At 40.9% G+C, this 19,857-nt stretch carries 16 protein-coding genes and 1 pseudogene; 7 read left to right on the top strand and 10 right to left on the bottom strand.

Annotated elements, in window-relative coordinates; genetic code table 11:
- The first annotated feature begins 664 nt into the window (after positions 1-664).
- The 5 genes from ACRAD_RS04285 (at position 665) to folE (ending at position 4,471) form a co-directional block, all read left to right on the top strand.
- Positions 665-1,249, top strand: a complete 585-nt coding sequence (locus ACRAD_RS04285; RefSeq protein WP_005015125.1) for an aminodeoxychorismate/anthranilate synthase component II — start codon at positions 665-667, stop codon at positions 1,247-1,249.
- 9 nt (positions 1,250-1,258) lie between these two features.
- The gene (trpD, locus tag ACRAD_RS04280; RefSeq protein ID WP_005025217.1) at positions 1,259-2,305 is read left to right on the top strand and encodes an anthranilate phosphoribosyltransferase; all 1,047 of its coding nucleotides are present in this window, start codon (positions 1,259-1,261) and stop codon (positions 2,303-2,305) included.
- A 19-nt stretch (positions 2,306-2,324) separates the two neighbouring features.
- On the top strand, positions 2,325-3,149 hold the full coding sequence (gene trpC, locus ACRAD_RS04275; protein ID WP_005025215.1) for an indole-3-glycerol phosphate synthase TrpC: 825 nt from the start codon (positions 2,325-2,327) through the stop codon (positions 3,147-3,149).
- Entirely contained in the window at positions 3,142-3,831 is a 690-nt protein-coding gene (locus ACRAD_RS04270; protein ID WP_005015133.1) for a Smr/MutS family protein, read from the top strand. Before trpC ends, ACRAD_RS04270 begins: the two co-directional genes overlap by 8 nt.
- A 91-nt stretch (positions 3,832-3,922) precedes the next feature.
- Positions 3,923-4,471, top strand: a complete 549-nt coding sequence (gene folE, locus ACRAD_RS04265) for a GTP cyclohydrolase I FolE (protein ID WP_171053875.1) — start codon at positions 3,923-3,925, stop codon at positions 4,469-4,471.
- A gap of 69 nt (positions 4,472-4,540) precedes the next feature.
- On the opposite strand, the pseudogene ACRAD_RS04260 reads toward folE, so the two are convergent.
- The 5 genes and pseudogenes from ACRAD_RS04260 to hemE all read right to left on the bottom strand — a co-directional run bounded on the left by ACRAD_RS04260 (position 4,541) and on the right by hemE (position 10,478).
- A pseudogene (locus ACRAD_RS04260) lies at positions 4,541-5,899 on the bottom strand (diguanylate cyclase).
- A gap of 122 nt (positions 5,900-6,021) precedes the next feature.
- Positions 6,022-7,908, bottom strand: a complete 1,887-nt coding sequence (locus tag ACRAD_RS04255) for an Lnb N-terminal periplasmic domain-containing protein (RefSeq protein ID WP_005025210.1) — start codon at positions 7,906-7,908, stop codon at positions 6,022-6,024.
- Positions 7,909-7,975: 67 nt separating this feature from the next.
- Positions 7,976-8,446, bottom strand: coding sequence for a DUF3015 family protein (locus tag ACRAD_RS04250; protein ID WP_005015141.1), 471 nt, complete (start codon positions 8,444-8,446; stop codon positions 7,976-7,978).
- Positions 8,447-8,582: 136 nt separating this feature from the next.
- The gene (locus ACRAD_RS04245; protein WP_005025208.1) at positions 8,583-9,395 is read right to left on the bottom strand and encodes a DUF817 family protein; all 813 of its coding nucleotides are present in this window, start codon (positions 9,393-9,395) and stop codon (positions 8,583-8,585) included.
- A 9-nt stretch (positions 9,396-9,404) separates the two neighbouring features.
- Positions 9,405-10,478, bottom strand: coding sequence for a uroporphyrinogen decarboxylase (hemE, locus tag ACRAD_RS04240; RefSeq protein WP_005025206.1), 1,074 nt, complete (start codon positions 10,476-10,478; stop codon positions 9,405-9,407).
- Between the two features lie 216 nt (positions 10,479-10,694).
- Here hemE and ACRAD_RS04235 point away from each other — a divergent pair, with 216 nt between their 5' ends.
- Both ACRAD_RS04235 and ACRAD_RS04230 read left to right on the top strand, forming a co-directional pair.
- A complete protein-coding gene (locus ACRAD_RS04235) occupies positions 10,695-11,951 on the top strand; it encodes a L,D-transpeptidase family protein (RefSeq protein ID WP_005025203.1) in 1,257 nt (418 codons plus the stop codon).
- 282 nt (positions 11,952-12,233) lie between these two features.
- Positions 12,234-12,494 (top strand): hypothetical protein, encoded by a 261-nt coding sequence (locus tag ACRAD_RS04230; RefSeq protein WP_005025201.1) that lies wholly within the window; start codon positions 12,234-12,236, stop codon positions 12,492-12,494.
- A 100-nt stretch (positions 12,495-12,594) separates the two neighbouring features.
- On the opposite strand, the gene ACRAD_RS04225 is transcribed toward ACRAD_RS04230, so the two are convergent.
- The 5 genes from ACRAD_RS04225 to tssM all read right to left on the bottom strand — a co-directional run bounded on the left by ACRAD_RS04225 (position 12,595) and on the right by tssM (position 19,844).
- Positions 12,595-13,743: a YheT family hydrolase gene (locus ACRAD_RS04225; RefSeq protein WP_005025200.1), complete on the bottom strand. Its 1,149-nt coding sequence runs from the start codon at positions 13,741-13,743 to the stop codon at positions 12,595-12,597.
- A gap of 231 nt (positions 13,744-13,974) precedes the next feature.
- Positions 13,975-14,241: a PAAR domain-containing protein gene (locus tag ACRAD_RS04220; RefSeq protein ID WP_005025196.1), complete on the bottom strand. Its 267-nt coding sequence runs from the start codon at positions 14,239-14,241 to the stop codon at positions 13,975-13,977.
- 29 nt (positions 14,242-14,270) lie between these two features.
- Positions 14,271-15,032, bottom strand: coding sequence for an OmpA family protein (locus tag ACRAD_RS04215; protein WP_005025194.1), 762 nt, complete (start codon positions 15,030-15,032; stop codon positions 14,271-14,273).
- 2 nt (positions 15,033-15,034) lie between these two features.
- Positions 15,035-15,994 carry a type VI secretion system-associated protein TagF gene (tagF, locus tag ACRAD_RS04210; protein WP_005015160.1) on the bottom strand — a complete coding sequence of 320 codons (960 nt, stop codon included), beginning with the start codon at positions 15,992-15,994 and terminating at the stop codon, positions 15,035-15,037.
- Between the two features lie 34 nt (positions 15,995-16,028).
- Positions 16,029-19,844: a type VI secretion system membrane subunit TssM gene (gene tssM / locus ACRAD_RS04205; protein WP_005025192.1), complete on the bottom strand. Its 3,816-nt coding sequence runs from the start codon at positions 19,842-19,844 to the stop codon at positions 16,029-16,031.
- Positions 19,845-19,857: the final 13 nt, after the last annotated feature.

The raw sequence follows: 19,857 nt of genomic DNA, 5'->3' as shown, positions 1-19,857 counted from the left end.
CAATTCCCATACCAACTTTAGAATACTAAGCTAATGCTTTGAATTTCTTAATAGTGTGAAGATTAAAAAAACCTTAGCTATGCGGGTATTATACTGTGTGCAGATTGAATTGCACTATCATCAATCATTCTTAAATTACTTTATTCAGAATAATAGAATTATTGAACCAAAATAGTGCATTTTTTTAGAAGTTAAGACTGTGTTTAGTTATTTTTGTATGATTTTATTTTTAAGGAGCTCTAATAGATATTCTAAATTTAATAAATTATTTATTTTTTAATTTCTATCGGGAATTTAGCTCAAAAATTTTGATGATAGTCAGCTTTTAACAGTTATTGTTTATTTTTGATTCATAATAGCTGTAGCTCAGTTACTCACTGTTTTTTTATTCTCCCTACGCATGATTTTTTTAAGTCTTAGGCCATCCTTAATTTTTGATTTAAGAGAATTTGCCAGATTTTTTAATATTAAGTATAAGCCTCAACACCATAATAGAAATAGTTCAGCAGCAATTCATGATTTTTTGCTATGATATTGTTCGCTCTAATTTTTCTTTTTGCATTTATTTCTAAATCTGGGTTTCCTGTTTTTAGTCAAATATTTTCTTAGAGTTCATCCGAATTAAAGACACATAGGTGTATACATTTCAAAAGGTTAAAAGCTCATGCTTCTAATGATCGACAATTACGACAGCTTTACTTATAACATCGTTCAGTATTTTGGCGAGTTAAATCAAGAAGTTAAAGTCGTTCGCAATGATAGTGTCACATTGGATGATATTGAGCGATGGCAACCCAAGTATCTTGTGATCGGTCCTGGTCCCTGTTCTCCAACAGAAGCTGGTATTTCTATTCCAGCCATCCAGCATTTTGCCGGTAAAATTCCCTTACTTGGTGTGTGTTTGGGGCATCAAAGTATTGGACAAGCATTTGGTGGAAAAATTATACGGGCAAAAACCGTCATGCATGGCCGTCTATCTGACATGTATCACAATGATACTGGAATTTTCAGTCATTTACCTTCACCCTTTTCGGCAACTCGTTATCACTCTCTGGTGATTGATCAAGCGAGTTTACCAGACTGCCTGGAAGTAAATTGCTGGACGAAGGAAGCAGATGGCTCGATGGAAGAGATCATGGGTGTAAAACATAAGACATTACCAGTAGAAGGTGTGCAGTTTCATCCTGAATCAATCTTGAGTCAGCATGGCCATAAAATTTTCCAGAACTTTTTAGAAATTTACGCTTAAGTGATTTATATGAACATTCAACAAGCTCTTAATCATATTACAAAAAATATTCATCTGACTCAGCCGCAAATGGAAGAAGTCATGCGTAGCATTATGCAAGGCAGTACAACAGAGGCCCAAATTGGTGCACTGATGATGGGTTTGCGCATGAAAGGTGAAAGTATTGATGAAATTACTGCTGCCGCACGAGTTATGCGTGAGTTTGCTATTAAGATTGATGTAAGTGATATCCCTTATCTGGTTGATATTGTGGGTACAGGTGGAGATGGTCAGAATCTGTTTAATGTATCTACAGCATCAGCATTTGTTATAGCAGCAGCGGGCGCTACAATCGCCAAGCATGGCAACCGCGGTGTATCAAGTAAGTCTGGTTCTTCCGACCTGCTTGAAAAAGCAGAGATCAATCTTGATCTGAACATGCAGCAAACTGAGCGCTGTATCCGTGAAATGGGAATAGGTTTCCTGTTTGCACCTAACCATCATAAAGCCATGAAATATGCAGTAGGCCCACGTAAAGAACTGGGTATTCGCAGTATTTTTAACTTGCTTGGCCCGCTTACGAATCCGGCCGGTGTCAAACGTTTTGTAATTGGGGTATTTTCTGATGAACTTTGCAGCCCAATTGCAGAAGTAATGAACCAATTAGGTGCCGAGCATGTCATGGTGGTACATTCCAAAGATGGCCTGGATGAAATCAGTCTTGCAGCACCAACTACAGTCGCTGAACTAAAGAATGGTGAAGTTACCGAATGGATACTGAATCCTGAAGATGTGGGGATAGAATCTCAGACATTGACTGGTCTTGTAGTAAATAGTTCTGATGAAAGTCTGGCGTTAATTAAAAACGCATTAGGCAAAAAGAAAACGCCGGTAGGTGAAAAAGCTGCCCAGATGATTGCTCTAAATGCAGGTGCCGGACTGTATGTTTCTGGGTTGAGTCAAAGTTATAAACAGGGTGTCGCTTTAGCGCATGACATTATTTATGGTGGACAGGCACTTGAAAAAATGAGCGTATTATCAGAATTTACTAAAACTTTGAAACAGTACGAAGTATAACGGTCAGGAATAAACAGTCATGGTAGATATTGCAAACACAATTCTTGGTAAAATTGTTGACCGTAAAACTGAAGAACTGGCTGCGCGTTTAAAACAGCGCAGTTTAAAAGATATAGAAGGACTGGCACAGGCCGCGACACCTGTGCGTAGTTTTGTGCAGGCACTGTCATGCAAGTATCCTGGTGTAATTGCAGAGATCAAGAAAGCTTCTCCGTCTAAAGGAATCATTCGTGAAAATTTTAATCCTGCAGAAATCGCCCGGCAGTATGAACAAGCAGGTGCAGCCTGCCTTTCAGTACTAACTGATGTCGACTTTTTCCAGGGTGCTGATGAAAACATCCAAATTGCGCGCACGCACTGCGGCCTGCCCGCATTACGTAAAGACTTTCTGATTGATCCCTACAATGTTATTGAAGCTCGTGCTCTTCATGCTGACTGTATTTTACTGATTGTTGCTTCATTATCTAACCAGCAACTTGAAGAAATGTCTCAAACCGCTTTTGAACAGGGAATGGATGTACTGGTAGAAGTACATGATGAATATGAACTGGAACGTGCTTTACAGCTTTCAAACCGTTGTTTGCTTGGCGTAAATAACCGTAACTTGAAAACCTTTGAGGTTGACCTCAATACATCATTACGTTTAAAGAAACTACTCGACCCTGCTCGACTGTTAGTCACAGAAAGCGGTATTGCCAGTCCGGATGATGTAAGGCTAATGCAGGAATATGATATTCATGCATTTCTGGTTGGGGAGAGTTTTATGAAGCAGCCATATCCTGATCAGGCTTTCACGGCCCTGTTCGGTCAGCCACAGAGAGTTAAAACCTTATCTTATGAGTAAAAAAGACTCTACACTTTCTAAAGACCAGCAAAACCTGCTGAAACAGTTTAGAAAGCAGATTTCTATTCCTCAGTCTTCACCTGAAGCGAAGCAGACTGAAGTTCAATCAGCCCGGGATGACAAAGACTCTGGTGAAGACTTGGATCTGTTTAAAAAAGCCTTGCAGGGTGTACAACCTCTGCAGGGTAGTAATATTGCTCAGGTGGAAAAAACACGAAAGTTTAAACCCAATGCCCAGATCTTGGCTAAACGTGCAGCTGCTGAGGGGCCGCGTGAAGTTGAGCTGGCTGAACTCTCAGATACCCAAGCTGTATTAAATCCGGTTGGAAGCCAGTCTAAACTGAGCTATCGTATCGCGACCTTGCAACATAAGGTATTTGAAGACTTAAAAGCGGGAAATTTACGCTGGTTTGAAGCGGTCGACCTCCATGGCTGCACGGTAGAAGAAGCACGTGAAGCAGTTTTGCAAATTATTCAGATGGCAAAAGATGAAAATCAGAATGTCATCAAAATAGTGCATGGTAAAGGTCCAGAAGCTGTGCTTAAAACCTATGTAAATGGCTGGTTGCGTCAGCACCGTGATGTACTGGCCTTTGTCAGTGCACCTGAAAATCAGGGCGGTACAGGCGCAGTGTTGGTACTACTTAAGCGTGCTGAAAAAAATCTGAAATTTAAACAGTAATTGGCATGCTTATTAACTCTCAGACTTTTGATAGTTTTCTGTTACAATGTCGCCCTTGTTCAACCAGTGTAAGTGAACACGCCTTATGTCTATGCAGCAATCCTACGCAAATATCCTAACCGCCGTTGGTGAAGACCTGAATCGTCCCGGTCTTAAAGATACGCCGATGCGTGCTGCCAAAGCGTTCTCATACCTCACGTCAGGTTATAGCAAGACACTGGAAGAAGTGACCAATAATGCGGTTTTCCCTTCGGATAACCGTGAAATGGTACTGGTTAAAAATATCGAATTTTATTCACTCTGTGAGCACCATCTTCTGCCATTTTATGGCCGTGTACATATTGCTTATTTGCCAGAAGGTAACGTTTTGGGTCTGTCCAAATTCGCCCGCATTACTGAAATGTTTGCCCGTCGTTTACAGATTCAGGAAAATTTGACCCAACAAATTGCTGAAGCAGTAGCAGAAGTGACTCAAGCACGAGGTGTTGCGGTCATGATTGACTCTGCACATATGTGTATGATGATGCGTGGCGTAGGTAAACAGGAATCTACTACACGCACAGTTTCTTTTATAGGTGACTTTAAAACAGATAAAGAAGCTCGCCGTGAATTCTTGAGTGCTGTGCCTGAAAGTTACTAAGCTTAAAATTAAAAAGCCTTGCAAACGCAGGGCTTTTTTTATCTCTTGCTGTATAGGTAATGCCGTTATTTATCCCATATATACATTGTTTCGACCATTGTTTTTAGCCGCATATAAAGCCGAATCTGCGGCATCTAAAAAGCGTTGGTAATCAGGATGCCCATCATATAATACGGCGCCTACACTGACTGTAAAATTAAAGCTGACACCCATAGTAGACCGTATAACGGTTTCTTCAATCCGCATACGGATATTTTCAGCAACGCTTTGAGCCCGGCTCAGGTCGCTATCGACCAATAACAGCAAAAACTCCTCACCCCCTATACGAAAAGCATAATCACTGCCTTTGGTACATTCGAGTAAAACTTCAGCCAGAAACTGTAAGGCCAGATCCCCTGCTGCATGACCAAACTTGTCATTAATGCCTTTAAAATGGTCAGCATCAATTGCCAGTAAAGTTAAGGGCGAACCATTTTTACGGGAAAAATTAATTTCCCGGTTAATAATCGTATTTAAATAACGACGATTAAGTAGCTGGGTTAAAGAATCATTACCCGAGCCGATCTACTCGGAAACCTGAAATAACTGATCAACCAGATGCTGTATTTCACGATTTTTTTCACGAATCTGCTGTATCAGGGCAATCGCATTGGCTTTATCCTGGCTCTTAAGTACCGCCAGATTAAGTTTATCTACCTCATATATGCGATCAATAATAATCTGTACCTGGTCTGTGCCAGAAAAAGCATAGGCTGCTTTATGAATAAACCAGAGACCAAATTCTGATTTGGACAATAGCAGATGATTAAAGCTAGCACTGTCTGAAAATACTTTAAACATCAGCTCATTTTCCCAGTCTAACAAGGAACTGCGCTGTTTATCCTTTTGAATCGATACATCCTGCATCGCAGAAAATAAACGGTAGGTATGTTTAATATCATTATTAATTTCAATATTTGCTTCGTAGGAACGGCACATAATTTCAGAGGCAAAACCAATGCTCTGTACAATATAGTTGGTTACAGTATAAATATTCTGCTGGGTTCTAGAAGCTTGCAGAGAAAAGACTTTTTTTTCGATTTCACGTATTCCTCGCATGATTAGCCAAGATGGAATACCAATACGCGCATGCACATTGCCAATCACCAGTTGACGTTGTACAACTTCTTCATAATTCTGTTTAAACGGCATATTAAAACAATCGAGTAACCACTGATTTAATGTAGTTTTCAGGCGGCTTTGTACAATCTCATCAGATAAAAAATAGGATGCCTCTTTCTCCTGCATCATATTTTTATAAAACTCATCGACCAGTAAAAACGAGTTATCCTGGATAAATTGGGCAGTATAGTTTAAATCAGTTGCAGAATATTGCCCGCATATATCCTTCCATTGCTCGGCAAGCATGGTAATACATTGTTCATTCATACAATTGATTCCAGAGGGCCTAAATTATCCTTTAACAGGCCCACCAATATAACAAATTATCGTATGATGCGCTTCAGGGTATTTTAGATGTAGTCTACTAAAACCTATCTTTTTAATTGGATTTAGAAATATCTGATATATCCTAAACTGGTTTTAGTCCAGTTTTTATGGTCCTGCTGTTGATATTCCCAACCCAAACGCAGAGCATTTTGTGGAGTAAAGGCATATTGCAACTGGGTGTTAAGTTTTAACTGCCATTGGTGAGCATCCTCCCAGTAGGGTAAGGCCACCTGCACCAAGCTGTTCACTCGTTCTGTCCAGATATTCTGACATCCTAACGTTGGTCCGGCGCCAATGCGCCATCCTTTATCTAGAGCCTTCCCAGCTTGTAAATATGTCTGAGCTTGTACATAACATAAATGTTCACGGGCCTGATCAGCATAGCTATACCCGCCCTGAACATTAAAGTTTAATACACCGTGTTGACGGTCTTCACTAAACTGTCCATCGTGTTCCACACTTTCTTGTTGCCAACCAAAATTGAATCCCCATGATAAAGGAGTTTTAAAAGGGGTAATCGGGTTATATGAATTTACTGATAAAAAATCAAAATGCTCCAATTTTAACTGGTCATTCCGATACTGTATTGAACCATCCCAGAAATTTAACTGCGTGCCGGTGCGAAATCCGCCCTGTGGATCAATAAGATCATGATAAGCCTGACGGTGACCAAGTTCTATAAAAGACTGGCCCTGCACCTCACCGGTTTTAACTGAAATATTACGTGCTTTATGACTCTGAGTAGGATCAATTTTCGGTCGTTCAGGTTCCTGACGCTGTTTATCCAGATTAATCTGGCTTCTTAGGCCCAACAGCTGACGAAAACGTGGCTGGGCAAAACTTTCATCAACCTTGCGTCTTAAAAATTGTAGATAGAGGTCATCATAAGCCATTTCCAGGATTTTAGCCTGATCATTCGCTGGATAGTCCCCTACAAGACTAGGCATTTCTTCAGTTTCGGAAAAAGCAACCTGATGAGCAGTTTTAGCTAGAGTTTTACCATGTTGCCGTGCCTGTGCCAGTAATTGGGTTTCTAAAGCCGGACGATATATTTTGTTTTTAACGAGCTCCTGCTCATCCATTGCTTTTAAGGTTTCTACCGGTATCGCAGCATAATCGAACTGTTCCTGTAAATTAGCTTCTGGACGTACCAGATCAATTAAGCCTAATAAACGGTAAGCACAGTTGTCACTAACAAAATAATAGGGGAATGTCACTTTCTGCATTTCCCAGATATGTTCAACCATAAACCGGGTTTCTTCTGGATTTAAATCCAGTTCATATTCCCATAGATCACGGCTTTCAAAATCTCCATACTCTTTTACCTTACGGTAATACGGCATGAGGGAATATTCACCAGGATACCGGCCAGTTAAGCCTTTCCAGGCAAAAGACCAGTTATCTGTACCGTTTACTGTAGCTGCATAGTTGACTGCATAAGAGACCAGATTTAACTGTTTCTGGTCTTTAGGGTCCAACCGCAATAAAGTGTGCCCAAACATGGAGCTTGGGTTGCCCATAAAGTCTGTAGCATAAATAAGGGTAGCCTTATAAGGCTTAACCTGCTCGATCCAGCTTTCAAATTCAGGACAGCTGGCTTGAGGCAACTGGTATTCGGAAATTTGTAGTTGCTGCATTAACCAGCGGCTACGGGCGGGAAATTTGCATCGGACAGATTGATTCGGTTCAGCGACCTGAAATAGGGCTTGAATATCCTGCTGCATTTCCTGTTGCAGATTTCTCTTTCCATCTGGCGCAAGAAAATATCCTTTATAGCTCACCTCACTGTGGCCGGCAGTATTGGCATACATTAAGCGCTGCCAAGTGATATCTTGGGCCAGCTTTTTCTGTTGAGCAAGATTTAAATAGTAGGATACATCTGGTGTCGTATCTGCTGCATGGCTCAGGCCAGCTACCGTCAGGGCAAGGATCAAAAAAACAGGTTTCATGCAGTAATCTTTTTCTCTTTATATAAGAAAAACCCTGTCTTTAAGACAGGGTTTTTTGAATATCTAATTAGACATAAGCTTTAAGAACTTCATCTTTTGCCATTACGGTTTGAAGGGAAGCCAGTACCTGTAAAGTATTCTGGTTATCAGCCGAATAAATTTCAGAGAAATTCTGTTTAGATACCGCAAAGAAACGTGCTTTATCTTCCTGTTTAATATTCATTAGTTCAGCCAGCACATTCAGGCTTTCACCTTGGCCTACAGACATATCACGAGCTAGCGTCTCGGCATTTTCATTAGTAAAAGTCACGACCTGAGCAGTTACTGTACCGCCTTGGCTACAACCTAATGTACCGAAAGTAATCCCGAGCCATTGGTTGGTAAAAATCACGTTTGTGGTACCAGCGAACAGTTTAGGAATAATCCCACTCTGACCTTGCCAAACCTGACTACCTACACCACAACCAACATCATTGTCAGCCATTGCTACACTTGAACCTGCCGCTAATACAGCAGCCAACATCAGTTTTTTTAACATACTTATTCTCCAGTTATTCTCATGCAGTGTTGTTATCGCTATACATGTGTAAATTTTATTACACAGTAGTGAGATTATCCGGAAGTGAAGCGCTTCGCAATTAAAAAAATGCACTGTTAAACAGAAAGATAACAATTCATTTATCTGCTGTTTTTTTTAATTGCCATCGGCCTCGACGATCTCTGTTGCCCAGTATTTTTAATACCAGTACCAAACTCAACAGTAGCAGTAAATACCAAGAACCCAGCTTGCCCCACCCTACCATATGCCATGCATCGACTTGGCTCGGATATAACCAGATTTTATAAAATGTACTAATATTTTCGGCAATCCAGATAATAAAAGCCAAAATCAGAAGAACTGGCAACATCGGTAGTTCAAAACGGCTATAGCTCAACTGGAAATACACCCGGGTTTTCCAGAATAAGGCTATACTCCAGAAAAACAGAAGATAACGAATATCTGGAATGAAAAACTTGCTCATAAAATTAATATAAGACAAGAGAGCCAAAACCAGCATAGGTAAAAAGCCTGGCAGATGTGTAAAGACGACTTGATATAATCGTAACGATCTTGCAAAGAAGCTGCCTACGGCAGAATACATAAACCCGGCAAATAGTGGAACAGTCAATATTTTAAAAACAGCTGGCTGTGGATACTGCCAAGAAGCAATCGCAGGATGGGTAAGAAAAATTTCCATCAGCATTGCCATGACATGAAATAAGGCTATTACTTTAGCTTCTGCCCAAGATTCAAGCTTTAAATACAGCAGACAAAATTGAATGATCAGAGCATATAACAGCAGATAGTCATACCGGAACAAACCATAGAAAGCCTCACTCCCCATATTTGCCGTCAACATAAAAGCCAATAGCAATAAAATTCCAAATAAGGCAGCCGAAGCTGCCTTATAAAGAAATTCAAATATGTTTTTAAGAAGCAGAATCATCCGTACATATTATCCCAGATATTTAGCACTGTACTCGTGTACAGTATCAATAAATACTTTCGGATGTGCTGGGTCTACCCACTGGGTAATTCCATGTCCAAGATTTGCAATATAACCCGTCTTTTCACCATTCAGATAGGCATCATCCAGCATAGCTTTGGTGGCTTTCTCAATTGTAGCTGCTGAACCGTATAGAGTCGCCGGATCAAGATTTCCCTGTAGCGCAGCCCGGCCATTTACAGTCTGACGTGCTACATGAAGTGGCGTGGTCCAGTCCAGTCCAAATGCATCTGCGCCAGTCGCAACCATCTGTTCAAGCCATTGTCCGCCGCCTTTGGTAAACAAGATCACCGGAACATGTCGGCCATCTTTTTCACGTTGCAAGCCAGTGATAATTTTCTGCATATAATTTAGCGAGAATTCAAGATATTCACGATGTGCTAAAGCCCCGCCCCAGCTATCGAAAATTTGAACCGCCTGTGCCCCGGCGTCGATCTGGGCATTTAGATATTCAGTGACTGCTACTGCCAGACGATCCAGCAAAGCATGTAATACCTCTGGCTGCGCATACATCATCTGTTTGGTAAAACGAAAATCCTTACTTGAGCCGCCCTCTACCATGTAAGTTGCTAACGTCCATGGGCTTCCCGAGAAACCAATTAAAGGCACTTGGCCGCCTAGAGCAGAACGGATAGTACTGACTGCGTTCATGACATAGTCTAAATCCGATTTGGCATTAAATGCGGGCAGATTTGCCACATCCTGTTCTGTACGTACTGTCTTTTTAAATTTTGGCCCTTCACCTGCCTCAAAATACAGACCTAGTCCCAGAGCATCAGGAACAGTTAAAATATCGGAAAATAAAATCGCTGCGTCAAGTTCATAACGGCGTAAAGGCTGTAGAGTTACCTCACAGGCAAACTCGGTATTTTTACATAAAGACAGAAAATCACCAGCCTTGGCCCGGGTCTCACGATATTCAGGTAAATAGCGACCTGCCTGACGCATCATCCATACTGGCGTAGAATCTACAGGCTCACGTAACAGGGCACGGAGAAAACGATCATTTTTCAGGGTCGTCATTTACTTTCCTAACATGGTCTTGGTCTTGTTGCCATCATAGCAAAAAGGCCGCATTTTGAATAACTTCTTCCCATGTTTATACAGTTTCATAAAATCACTTAAAAACAGTTTTAAAAGTATGAATTACACAAAACAAATACTGCATCTCCGTAATTTTTCTGCAATACTTAACTAAATTTACACCCAGCATATGAATAATTCTTAAGGTTGATTTCCATGTTTGTTCGCTCATTACTCGCTATGAGTTTAAGCTGTATTATTACTGGTACAGCCCTGGCTGCTCCAACTGCTGAACAGCCGCTCAATCCTAAAGTTGCCGCAACAAATACGGTCGAAGATCCAATCGACCCTCTAGAAGTCGGTGAAGATACACCAGCGAATAAAACAGAAACTGCAACGACCGATTCCCGTATTACTGCTCAAGAAGAGCGTGATCTGGACCGCGCTTCAACCACCTTGCAAAATCTGGCCCGTACTGAAGATAAAAAGGCGGATGTTGGTACCGCTCCTTCTGCTGCAAGCAAGACCACCAATACTCCGGCTAACGTAAATCAAGCCGCTAAAACTGCTTCATGGACTTTGGAAGGACTGAATAATGCCGAGTGGTATGATGCAATTGGCAAGGGCCAATTTCCAGTCTATGCCCGTGCCCATGTCATGTTAAATAATGCACATGCTTCACCTGGTGCAATCGATGGTATGAGTGGTAAAAATACATTAAAAGCAATTGCCTCTTTTCAGCAAATGAATGGTTTAAAACCTACAGGTGTTTTAACCAAAGAAACCTGGGACGCATTAGTTGCTAAAACTGCCGGTAAACCAGCTTTTGTTGAATATACAATTACGGAAGATGACCTAAAAGGGCCATACGCCAGCTCAATACCTTCAGACTACGCGCTACAGGCCAAAATGAAAGGTTTATATTATGTACGTGTTTCTGAAATGCTGGGCGAAAAGTTTCACATGGATGAAGATTTTTTAAAGAAACTTAATCCGAAAGCGACTTTTAAAAAAGCTGGTGAGAAAATTATTGTAGCAAATGTACGTAATGACTTGCCTGAAGATATTCACTTAATCGTTGCCCATAAAGGTGCAAAACAGCTGTATCTGTTTAATAGCCGTAATCAGATGATTGCTTCTTTCCCGGCAACTATTGGTAGTACGGATACTCCTTCTCCAGCAGGTACCTATAAAGTTACAGGTGTAGCACCGAATCCATGGTATAGCTATTCACCAAGCAACTTCGTTCAGGGTAATAACAAAAAGCCTTTATCATTGCCGCCTGGTCCGAACGGCCCTGTAGGTAATATCTGGATTGGCTTGAGCAAAAAGTCCTTTGGTATTCATGGTACCCCGAATCCATCACTCATTTCTAAAACAGCTTCACACGGCTGTATTCGTTTGACCAACTGGGACGCTAATGATTTAGGTAAAAAAGTACGCTCTGGCGTTACTGTCAAATTCCTTGAGTAATCGCTATCAGTTAAAAAACCACCTTCGGGTGGTTTTTTGTTTAAAGAACATAGCTATAGATACCAGATGTATTCTCTTACAAAACTGCTATCAACTTTCACGTTTTTAGACAACTTGGCAATTTCTTTAAAATGCTTTGATGCTAGATTAGACCTAAACCTATAGTAATTAGAATACTGTACCTGATGCTTAATATTTCATAATGACTCTTGATTAACCAGTTATCAAAATGGTTATTCAAGCAGTAGAAATGACTCATCCTAGATATAGAAGAGGTCAGCCATGAGAAATGTATATGAAAAATTTAAAGAATTTATTGGTCATCAACCTGATCACCTGGATATGACAGCTAAAGCTGAAATTAGTGAAGATAACGAAGATTATTATCTGATTACCCAAGGTATGCCTTATTCCTTCCACCGTGATGGTGAAACCACTTATATCACCTTTAATGGTGAAACCGAGAATATTGGAATGGATACTTTCCAGCAGCACAAAGATCAGATTCTGGCATATCTACAGCAAGTCACCAGACAAATTTAGAATCAACTTAAAAGTTCAGTTTTAGATAGAAAAACTCTCCTGCATAAGCTGCTTAGCTAGAGCCTTATATGCAGGAGAGTTTTTAATATTATTTCTTTCATCAAGCTGCCTGTACAGTTTGCTGACCAGATAGTCTGTCTTGTGTATCACCAAATTGTGTAAAGAAATCTGCGATTAAGCGATGAGCCCAAGAGCTGGCTTTCCAGCCTTCATAATAGGCACAGTGACTTCCTTTTGGTGTAGTGACCAGCATGATATTATCTTTTTCGCAAATTTTATCCAGATAGGCTTGAGCATTTTCCAGGCGGCAGACCGGATCATCTCCTGAATTGAGCATCATCAGTGGGCTGGTTACCTGATCAAAAACATAAATTGGGTTTGCTGCTTTCTCATAAACTTCATAGCTTTCAAACCCTGCCAGCTCATAAACCGCAAGTTGAAATTCATGCAAATCTCTGGCGGATATTAGCGCCTGATAAGTTGAAAGCTGAGAGGTTTGATCCTGATGAGCTAAAACAAATGTTTTAATAAGCTGATGCGTCATATATTGACTGTAAGCTTTATGTGCAACTTTAAATACTTCATTTAAGTTATAACCGGGACAATAGGCGAAGGCAGCTTTAAAGGCAGATTTCTTGCCCATTTCTCCTAAATACCGGACCAGCAGACCTGTTCCTGCCGACACGCCAACACAATAAAGTGAGGACGTTTTAAAACGTTCCCGCACAACAGATATTTGCTCACGCAAGTCATCGGTAGAGCCGACAATACTTAAACGTGGAGTAGTCAATTTTAAGTCAGCATGTCCTCGCCGTAAACATAGTACTACCCTCCATCCTGTCATCAAACGCAGATCACGTACCAGTTCTCGCATACTTTGTGGCGTTCCCATTATAGTGTGCAGTACAAAAACCGTAGGTACATCATCCGGTAAATCATAACCCGACCAGTAAAGCGCGGTTGTACCTCCATCTTGCATGGTAAGAAGTTCTTCATGATCATATTCTAGTTGGGTAGTTTTTTTGCGGATCATATCAAAGTAGAAGAGCTGTAGATGAGTATTAAATAGCCAAGGTGTAGGTATATAGGGCTGATTCAGGAGAGCAATCTGCTCGGCCCATCTCTTGGCCTGTCCTGTAGGGTTATAGTATAAAGTGGGTTGTGCAGCTCCACTAAAATTTTCAAAAAGCTGGGTTACCGTGTTTAATTTTTCATACAGAGACTGAGTATTTAATTGTAGGTGTAACATAGCAGGCTCCTTATCTCTTTTTTATTAGTAAGAACGCTATTACTTTGTCACCCGCCGCTTATAACGGGCCGACTTTGAGTCTTTCCTAGACTTAGGATGATTATTAACGATAAAGACACGGTCCAGTTTGATCTAATTGTAATTTTCTGGGCTTATTATGTGAATCTTGCCACAGTTATTTATTTTTATTCTTTTACTCTTTAGGCAGTTTTAGGTTTAATTTGTAGCACTTTAATTTTCTCCTATTACGCTATTCTGTTTTGGCAATAGTTTACATCCGCATGCCAATACATCATTTGCACGTGCTACAGCTTTGCCCATGACTTGCATGTGCGAGTCACCTGATATAATTGTAGTAACGGTTTTATGTTTTGGACAAGTTGCTTTATCTCCTACACACGCTACTGGAATACCTTCCACCAGAAAAGTATTATTTCCGCTGATAACTTTTCCACCACCTGTGGTCGGACAACCAATTACAATATAAGGAATTGCCATTTTAGTTTTCCTTTATTTTTTAAGAGGTACTAAAGTACCTCAAACTCAATACGACGATTTTTCTTGCGGCCCTCTGCAGTTGTATTATCAGCAACCGGTTTGCTTGAACCCATACCTTCCGTACTCAGATTTTCTGCTTTAATATTTTTAGCAATAAGATAATTGCGTACAGCCATCGCACGTTCCTGGCTTAGTAAAAAGTTTTTATTGCCATCCCCCGAACTGTCTGTATGACCAATGATTTTAACTTTTTTTCCGCCTACCTTATGTAAGGCTACTGCCATTTCTTCCAGAATCTGACGTCCAGCCGCTGTCAACACCGCACTGCCTGATTCAAATTCAACAATCCGGTTTTTTAAAGCATCATCAATAATTTTCTGCTCGGCCTGATTTACAGATAATTGGGCATTAAAGCGATATGGTTGCTGTATAAGCATTTGAAAATTTGCAGTAGTAGGTTGAATATCATTCGGATGACTAACCTTACCATTAAGCTCGATTTGTGTACCTCGTACGCGCAGCTGTCCCTGTCTGACTTTTTTAAGTTCTGGCGTAATTACACGAGCCACAGAATCACTCCAGCCATTTGGGGCTGCTACAGGCCGCACCTGAATTTTGTCAATCACTTGGTTTGCACCATATACAGACTGCATTCTCATCAGAATCGCCTGTTTACTGGCTTCATTTGGTACCACTCCCTCTACAACTACAGGTTCTGCCCAGACTAGCGAACCTCCTCCCAAGCCAATAACACAGACTACAGCATATTTTAATTTTTTATAAGATCGCATATTTATTCATCTAAAAAAGTTTGGCGAAAGAGTTTTAAGCCTTGATTTAAACTTAATTGCCGCTGGCATAAAGCCTGTTCTAGAGTAGCTAAACCAGCATTCTGCTCCAGATATGGATCAATCCATTGGGCCTGAACTAATGATACCCAGTGTTCACTCTGCATATTGTTAACAAAAATATCACTGAGGGCCAATATGTCAGCACCTTGAAAGCCAAATAATAGGACTGGCTTTTCTTGATGCAAAATACCAATGAGAACTTCAGTTTGGGCTTTTTTTAAAAAATGCCCGATCATACTTACCCATAGGGTCGCCACTTCATAACAATATATATGGCTATTAATTGGAAGAATCAGTATCTTATTTAATCGACTGGTTCCATTTTTCAAAATGGGCTGTAATAACAGACCTAAACCAATCATACTTTGTACCAGTTCATATACACTAATTTTCATTAACTGAGCAAATGTATGCATCGTATGATTTTCATAAAATGCCTGTGCTTCAGCTATGGTAAATGACTGAATCTGGTCAGGGAGATTTGCCAATTTATTCAGCATGATATCGCTATTATGAATTGTTCTTAGTACCCTGTTTCTCTGGAATAGGTCAACTAAAACCGGTTTATAACAATAAGGTGCTAGGAGTAGATTCTGATAGGGTTGTTCAACTTCCAGTAAGTGACTTAATACCATAGGAAAAGGCCGGCCCGAGCTATCTTCACTGGTGATGAGATTAGCCACCAAAAACATTTTTTCGTGAGGGTTAGCGATAAAAAAATCTAGAGATGGTAAAGCTGCATAGTGCTGCTTAAAGCCAGTATTCTGCATGGCCTGTTCCAAAGCTTCTGTAATCCACTGATCAATAACCTGTATCAGTGCATACTGCCCCTTTGATTTCAGGAAGTCGCCGCGTGCAGGGGTTTTTCCATAATATAAAGGCGTACTTTTTAAATACTGCATTGTTTCGTTCCTTGAATATCCTTATTCTCTTGCATCAGGAAGTACCTCCTGTCTGCGGTACGACAGCAGATCCAGCTGGTTTTAGTCCAACTGTAGATACTGCCGGTGCAGGCTGTGCAGAAACAACTCGTACTGCCTTGTCAGTTGTGACTTTATCGACCAGCTGCAAACCTGAGTATCCACGGCTTGAACCGATTCCTCCTGAACTGCTACCACTAATCAGGCGGAAATTCACTTTTACAAATACCGATGGATCAGTTTTACTGCGCCATACCATTTCAAAGCTGCCATTTTGCTCCTTACGCTGAGCAGAATCGATCAGGCGATTAATGCCATATTCACCTGGCTCATCAAAAATTGTATGGGTTTGCCCTTGCAGGTCTACAGCAGTAATACGCGCTCCAGGAATTGCACTACGGTTCGGCCAGACAAAGTTTACCCACTGCTGAATCCCATTTTCATAGAGCATACGTTGACCATCAATATCGATGGTATAGGACAGAAGCTGTGGATTCTGTAATGGATAGAACTGGAAATTCGACTGGTTCGCTGCGGGCGTAGCAGTCGGCTGGTCAAGTGTACCTGTTGCCATACCATTGATTGGAGCAACATAACGCTGAAAGTTTAGGACAAATTGTGGATTCAGGCTAATACCCAAATCTTTCCAGGTTTTGGACGTTAAAGTATAACCACGGCGAATGACCAAGGGGTCTAATATTTCTTTTACAAAACGGGCAATACTACCGGTATCGCCAAAAATTTGCCCGATTTCATTACTGGTAGCTTGTAATGAGACAGAGGAATTAAATGGATATTTTTGGCTTAAGTTCGCTTGAAATGGCTGATATGCCTGAATTATCCAAAGCTTATTAATCTCTTCTTGTGCAGGTGTAATCAGGCTGGCAAAAGACTGGGTCAAAGGACTCACTAAAAGTTTCTGTATCATCTGCTGATCAATATCGTTCAGTCCTACCAGCATTCTCTCATCAATATGCTTTTGTGCAGTATTAAAAACTGAGTTCTGATCACTGATAGTCTGTTTAACCAGTGCCATAGCACTCGGACCAATTTCACCAGCATTCTTCAGGTCATTAAATTTACTTCGCACCTGGGCAAGATTCTGCATGTATTCATCAAGCAAGGATTTATTCTGCTGATCGTCACGTTTACGTACCAGTTGATAGAACATCTGATATTCCTGTGAGATTGGTCCTTGAGCTTTATTTGATACCTGTTGTGACATTTGCGCATCACTGCGGTTTAACACTTTACGTTTAAACCAGGCAATAAAACCTTTTTGTGGCACAGCCAGTTCAGCCTGTACTACCGGGTTATCCCAATTTGTTTCAATAGCAATACGCTCAAATAGAATACGGATTGGTGAGTTCTGTGGTTCACCCAGTATGTCAATATTTTTAGACTGCTGACTAAACTGGGGAGCTTTTGCATAATAAATACCATTCAGGAATTTTTTCCACTCTGCAATATATTCCTGCTTGTAGAGAGCAACTAGCTGCTTACGGATCTGCTCTGGACTGCCAGAGAACGTCAGGTCATCTGACTGACGGCTGTTGAGTACCCAGTCTTTACTATCTGTCGGTTTATTGGCTGCTTCATCAATTGCACTACTAACATATTCATCCCATGCCTTTTGGGTAAAAACGCCTGGAAGAGCATAACTGCCGAGCACAGCACCTTTATTATTTTCGCCAACAATCTGGCCCGCTGTTAAGGCAGGAAAGCGTACAGCCGCACGCATCTTGATTTCATTATAGACACGGTCACGTGCAGGCATACCGCGAATGACAGACAATAAGACCTGACGGGTCTGATCTACCAGCTGAGTATCTGCATCAAGTACCGGAAACTGCTGATCACCAGTTAATGTCATAGCATAAGAGAGTACCTGTTCAGCCTGCTGGATCATATCTCCCCGAGACATTTGACCACGGTTAGCATCCACCCATGACCGCCAGAAACGCGTAACCTGATCACTTAAATGCCCTGCATCCATATATTGCGGGTTGCTCATCATCAGATAAGCTTTCAAAGCATTATAAGCATCTTGTGGATTGGTATCTAAAGGTTCCAGATATTGCCCAGTCTTAGCCACCTGCTTGACTTCAACATTGATATGATTAGCTTTAAGTGTTTCTTCATTATTTTTAACCCGCTGCAAATATTGCGCAATATTTTGCTGGGTGGGCTGCAACACAATCTGACGAATACCTTTTAAATACTCAGCCTTTAAAGTCTCACGGAGTTGGTTTCCCTGATACAGGCCAAAGCGGAACTTTAAAGGGCGATGTTCATCAAACTCATCGAGCTGCTGTAAACGCTCCTGCAAGATGAGTAGAGCCTCAAGCTGCGTAGAAAGCTGCTGGCCAGAAGCCTTTTCTAAATGTACCACTTTATCTAAATCAGCCTGCACATCTGCAATCAGCTGCTGGTTGTTACGATATGACCATACCCATAAACCGAGAATAATAGATACACCAAGCAGAGCTCCTATAAATGCCAGATAGCGCTGACGTTTTCTGCTTGGATTAATATGCTGTTTTACCAGATTTTTATCTTTTAAAATAATATTAGAAAATAGTCCCTTCAGAAAATATCCATGATTCTGTAGAGCAATGTTATGATCACTAGGTTCAGCTTGGGTAATTTGAGAAAGATGAAATTCCTGTGCAATCTGCTTTGTCATCGGACTTTCAATTATACCTTCTTGCAAGGCACTGGTGAAATAAAACCCCCGGAATACGGGCTGAAACTGATAAGGATTATCTTCAAACAATGTGCTGATAAAGCTTTTTAATGCCGGTTTTAAAGTTTTAAACTCGAGCGGGAATGTCATTACACTTGGTGAAATATTCTGTGAATGACGACGACTCAGATGCGTCGTACTGACCCCCTTTAATCCATTGTAAAGTAAATTGTAATGGTGTTCGAAAAGCTCAACCGCATTTTGTGATGAATTCTGTTCATACGGCAGAGTTGCACCCCAAGCCTGGTTATATTCTTGTGCTTCATAACAATCAAAAAACTCAGTGAAACCTGCGATCAGATCCATTTTTGAAAAGACCAGATATACTGGCACCACTACTTCCAAACGCTCGGTTAAATCCTGAATTCGGGCGCGCAAGTTTTTTGCCAGTTTAAGTGAATTTTCTGGGCTCTGACCAATCAATTCAGCAATACTGACAATAACAATGAGCCCATTTACTGGTGCCTTAGAGCGATTCTTTTTGAGAATATTAAGAAAACCCAGCCATTCAGAATGATCTTCTGCATAGACAGAATAACGTCCAGCAGTATCCAGTAAAACGCCTTCTGTAGAGAAGAACCAGTCACAGTTCCGTGTGCCGCTTAAACCTGCTGAAATCATTTTCTGGTGCGTCTCCTCAAATGGAAACTTTAACCCCGAATTGTAAATTGCTGAACTCTTGCCTGCTGCCGGATTACCAATAACCATATACCAAGGTAATTCATAAAGTGCGGCATTACCTTTTTTATCTCCCAGCTTTGACTTGCGAATTAACTGGATAGAATCTTTCATCTGCTGGTTAATCAGTTGAAGTTCTTCTTTATTTTTTTGCTGGCCATACTCGGCTTTTGTATCCTGCTGAATTGCATTAGCAAGTTCTTCCCCTTGCACCGTATGACGTCTGCGCTGTACCAGCCAGTAAATACCATAGCAAATAAGTCCCAGCATGTAGCTGGCTGCCAGTGCCCAGAAAATGTGTCGTGGTAAAACAGAGTAAGATGATACCAGAGCAACAAACAATGATAAGGCAATAATAGCCCTAGGATTGGTAATGTACTGCCACAAGTAACCTAAAATGATATACATTGAGTTCTCGTAT

This window comes from Acinetobacter radioresistens DSM 6976 = NBRC 102413 = CIP 103788 (assembly GCF_006757745.1).
Classification (GTDB): domain Bacteria; phylum Pseudomonadota; class Gammaproteobacteria; order Pseudomonadales; family Moraxellaceae; genus Acinetobacter; species Acinetobacter radioresistens.
This window is presented reverse-complemented; position numbering and strand designations above follow the sequence as displayed.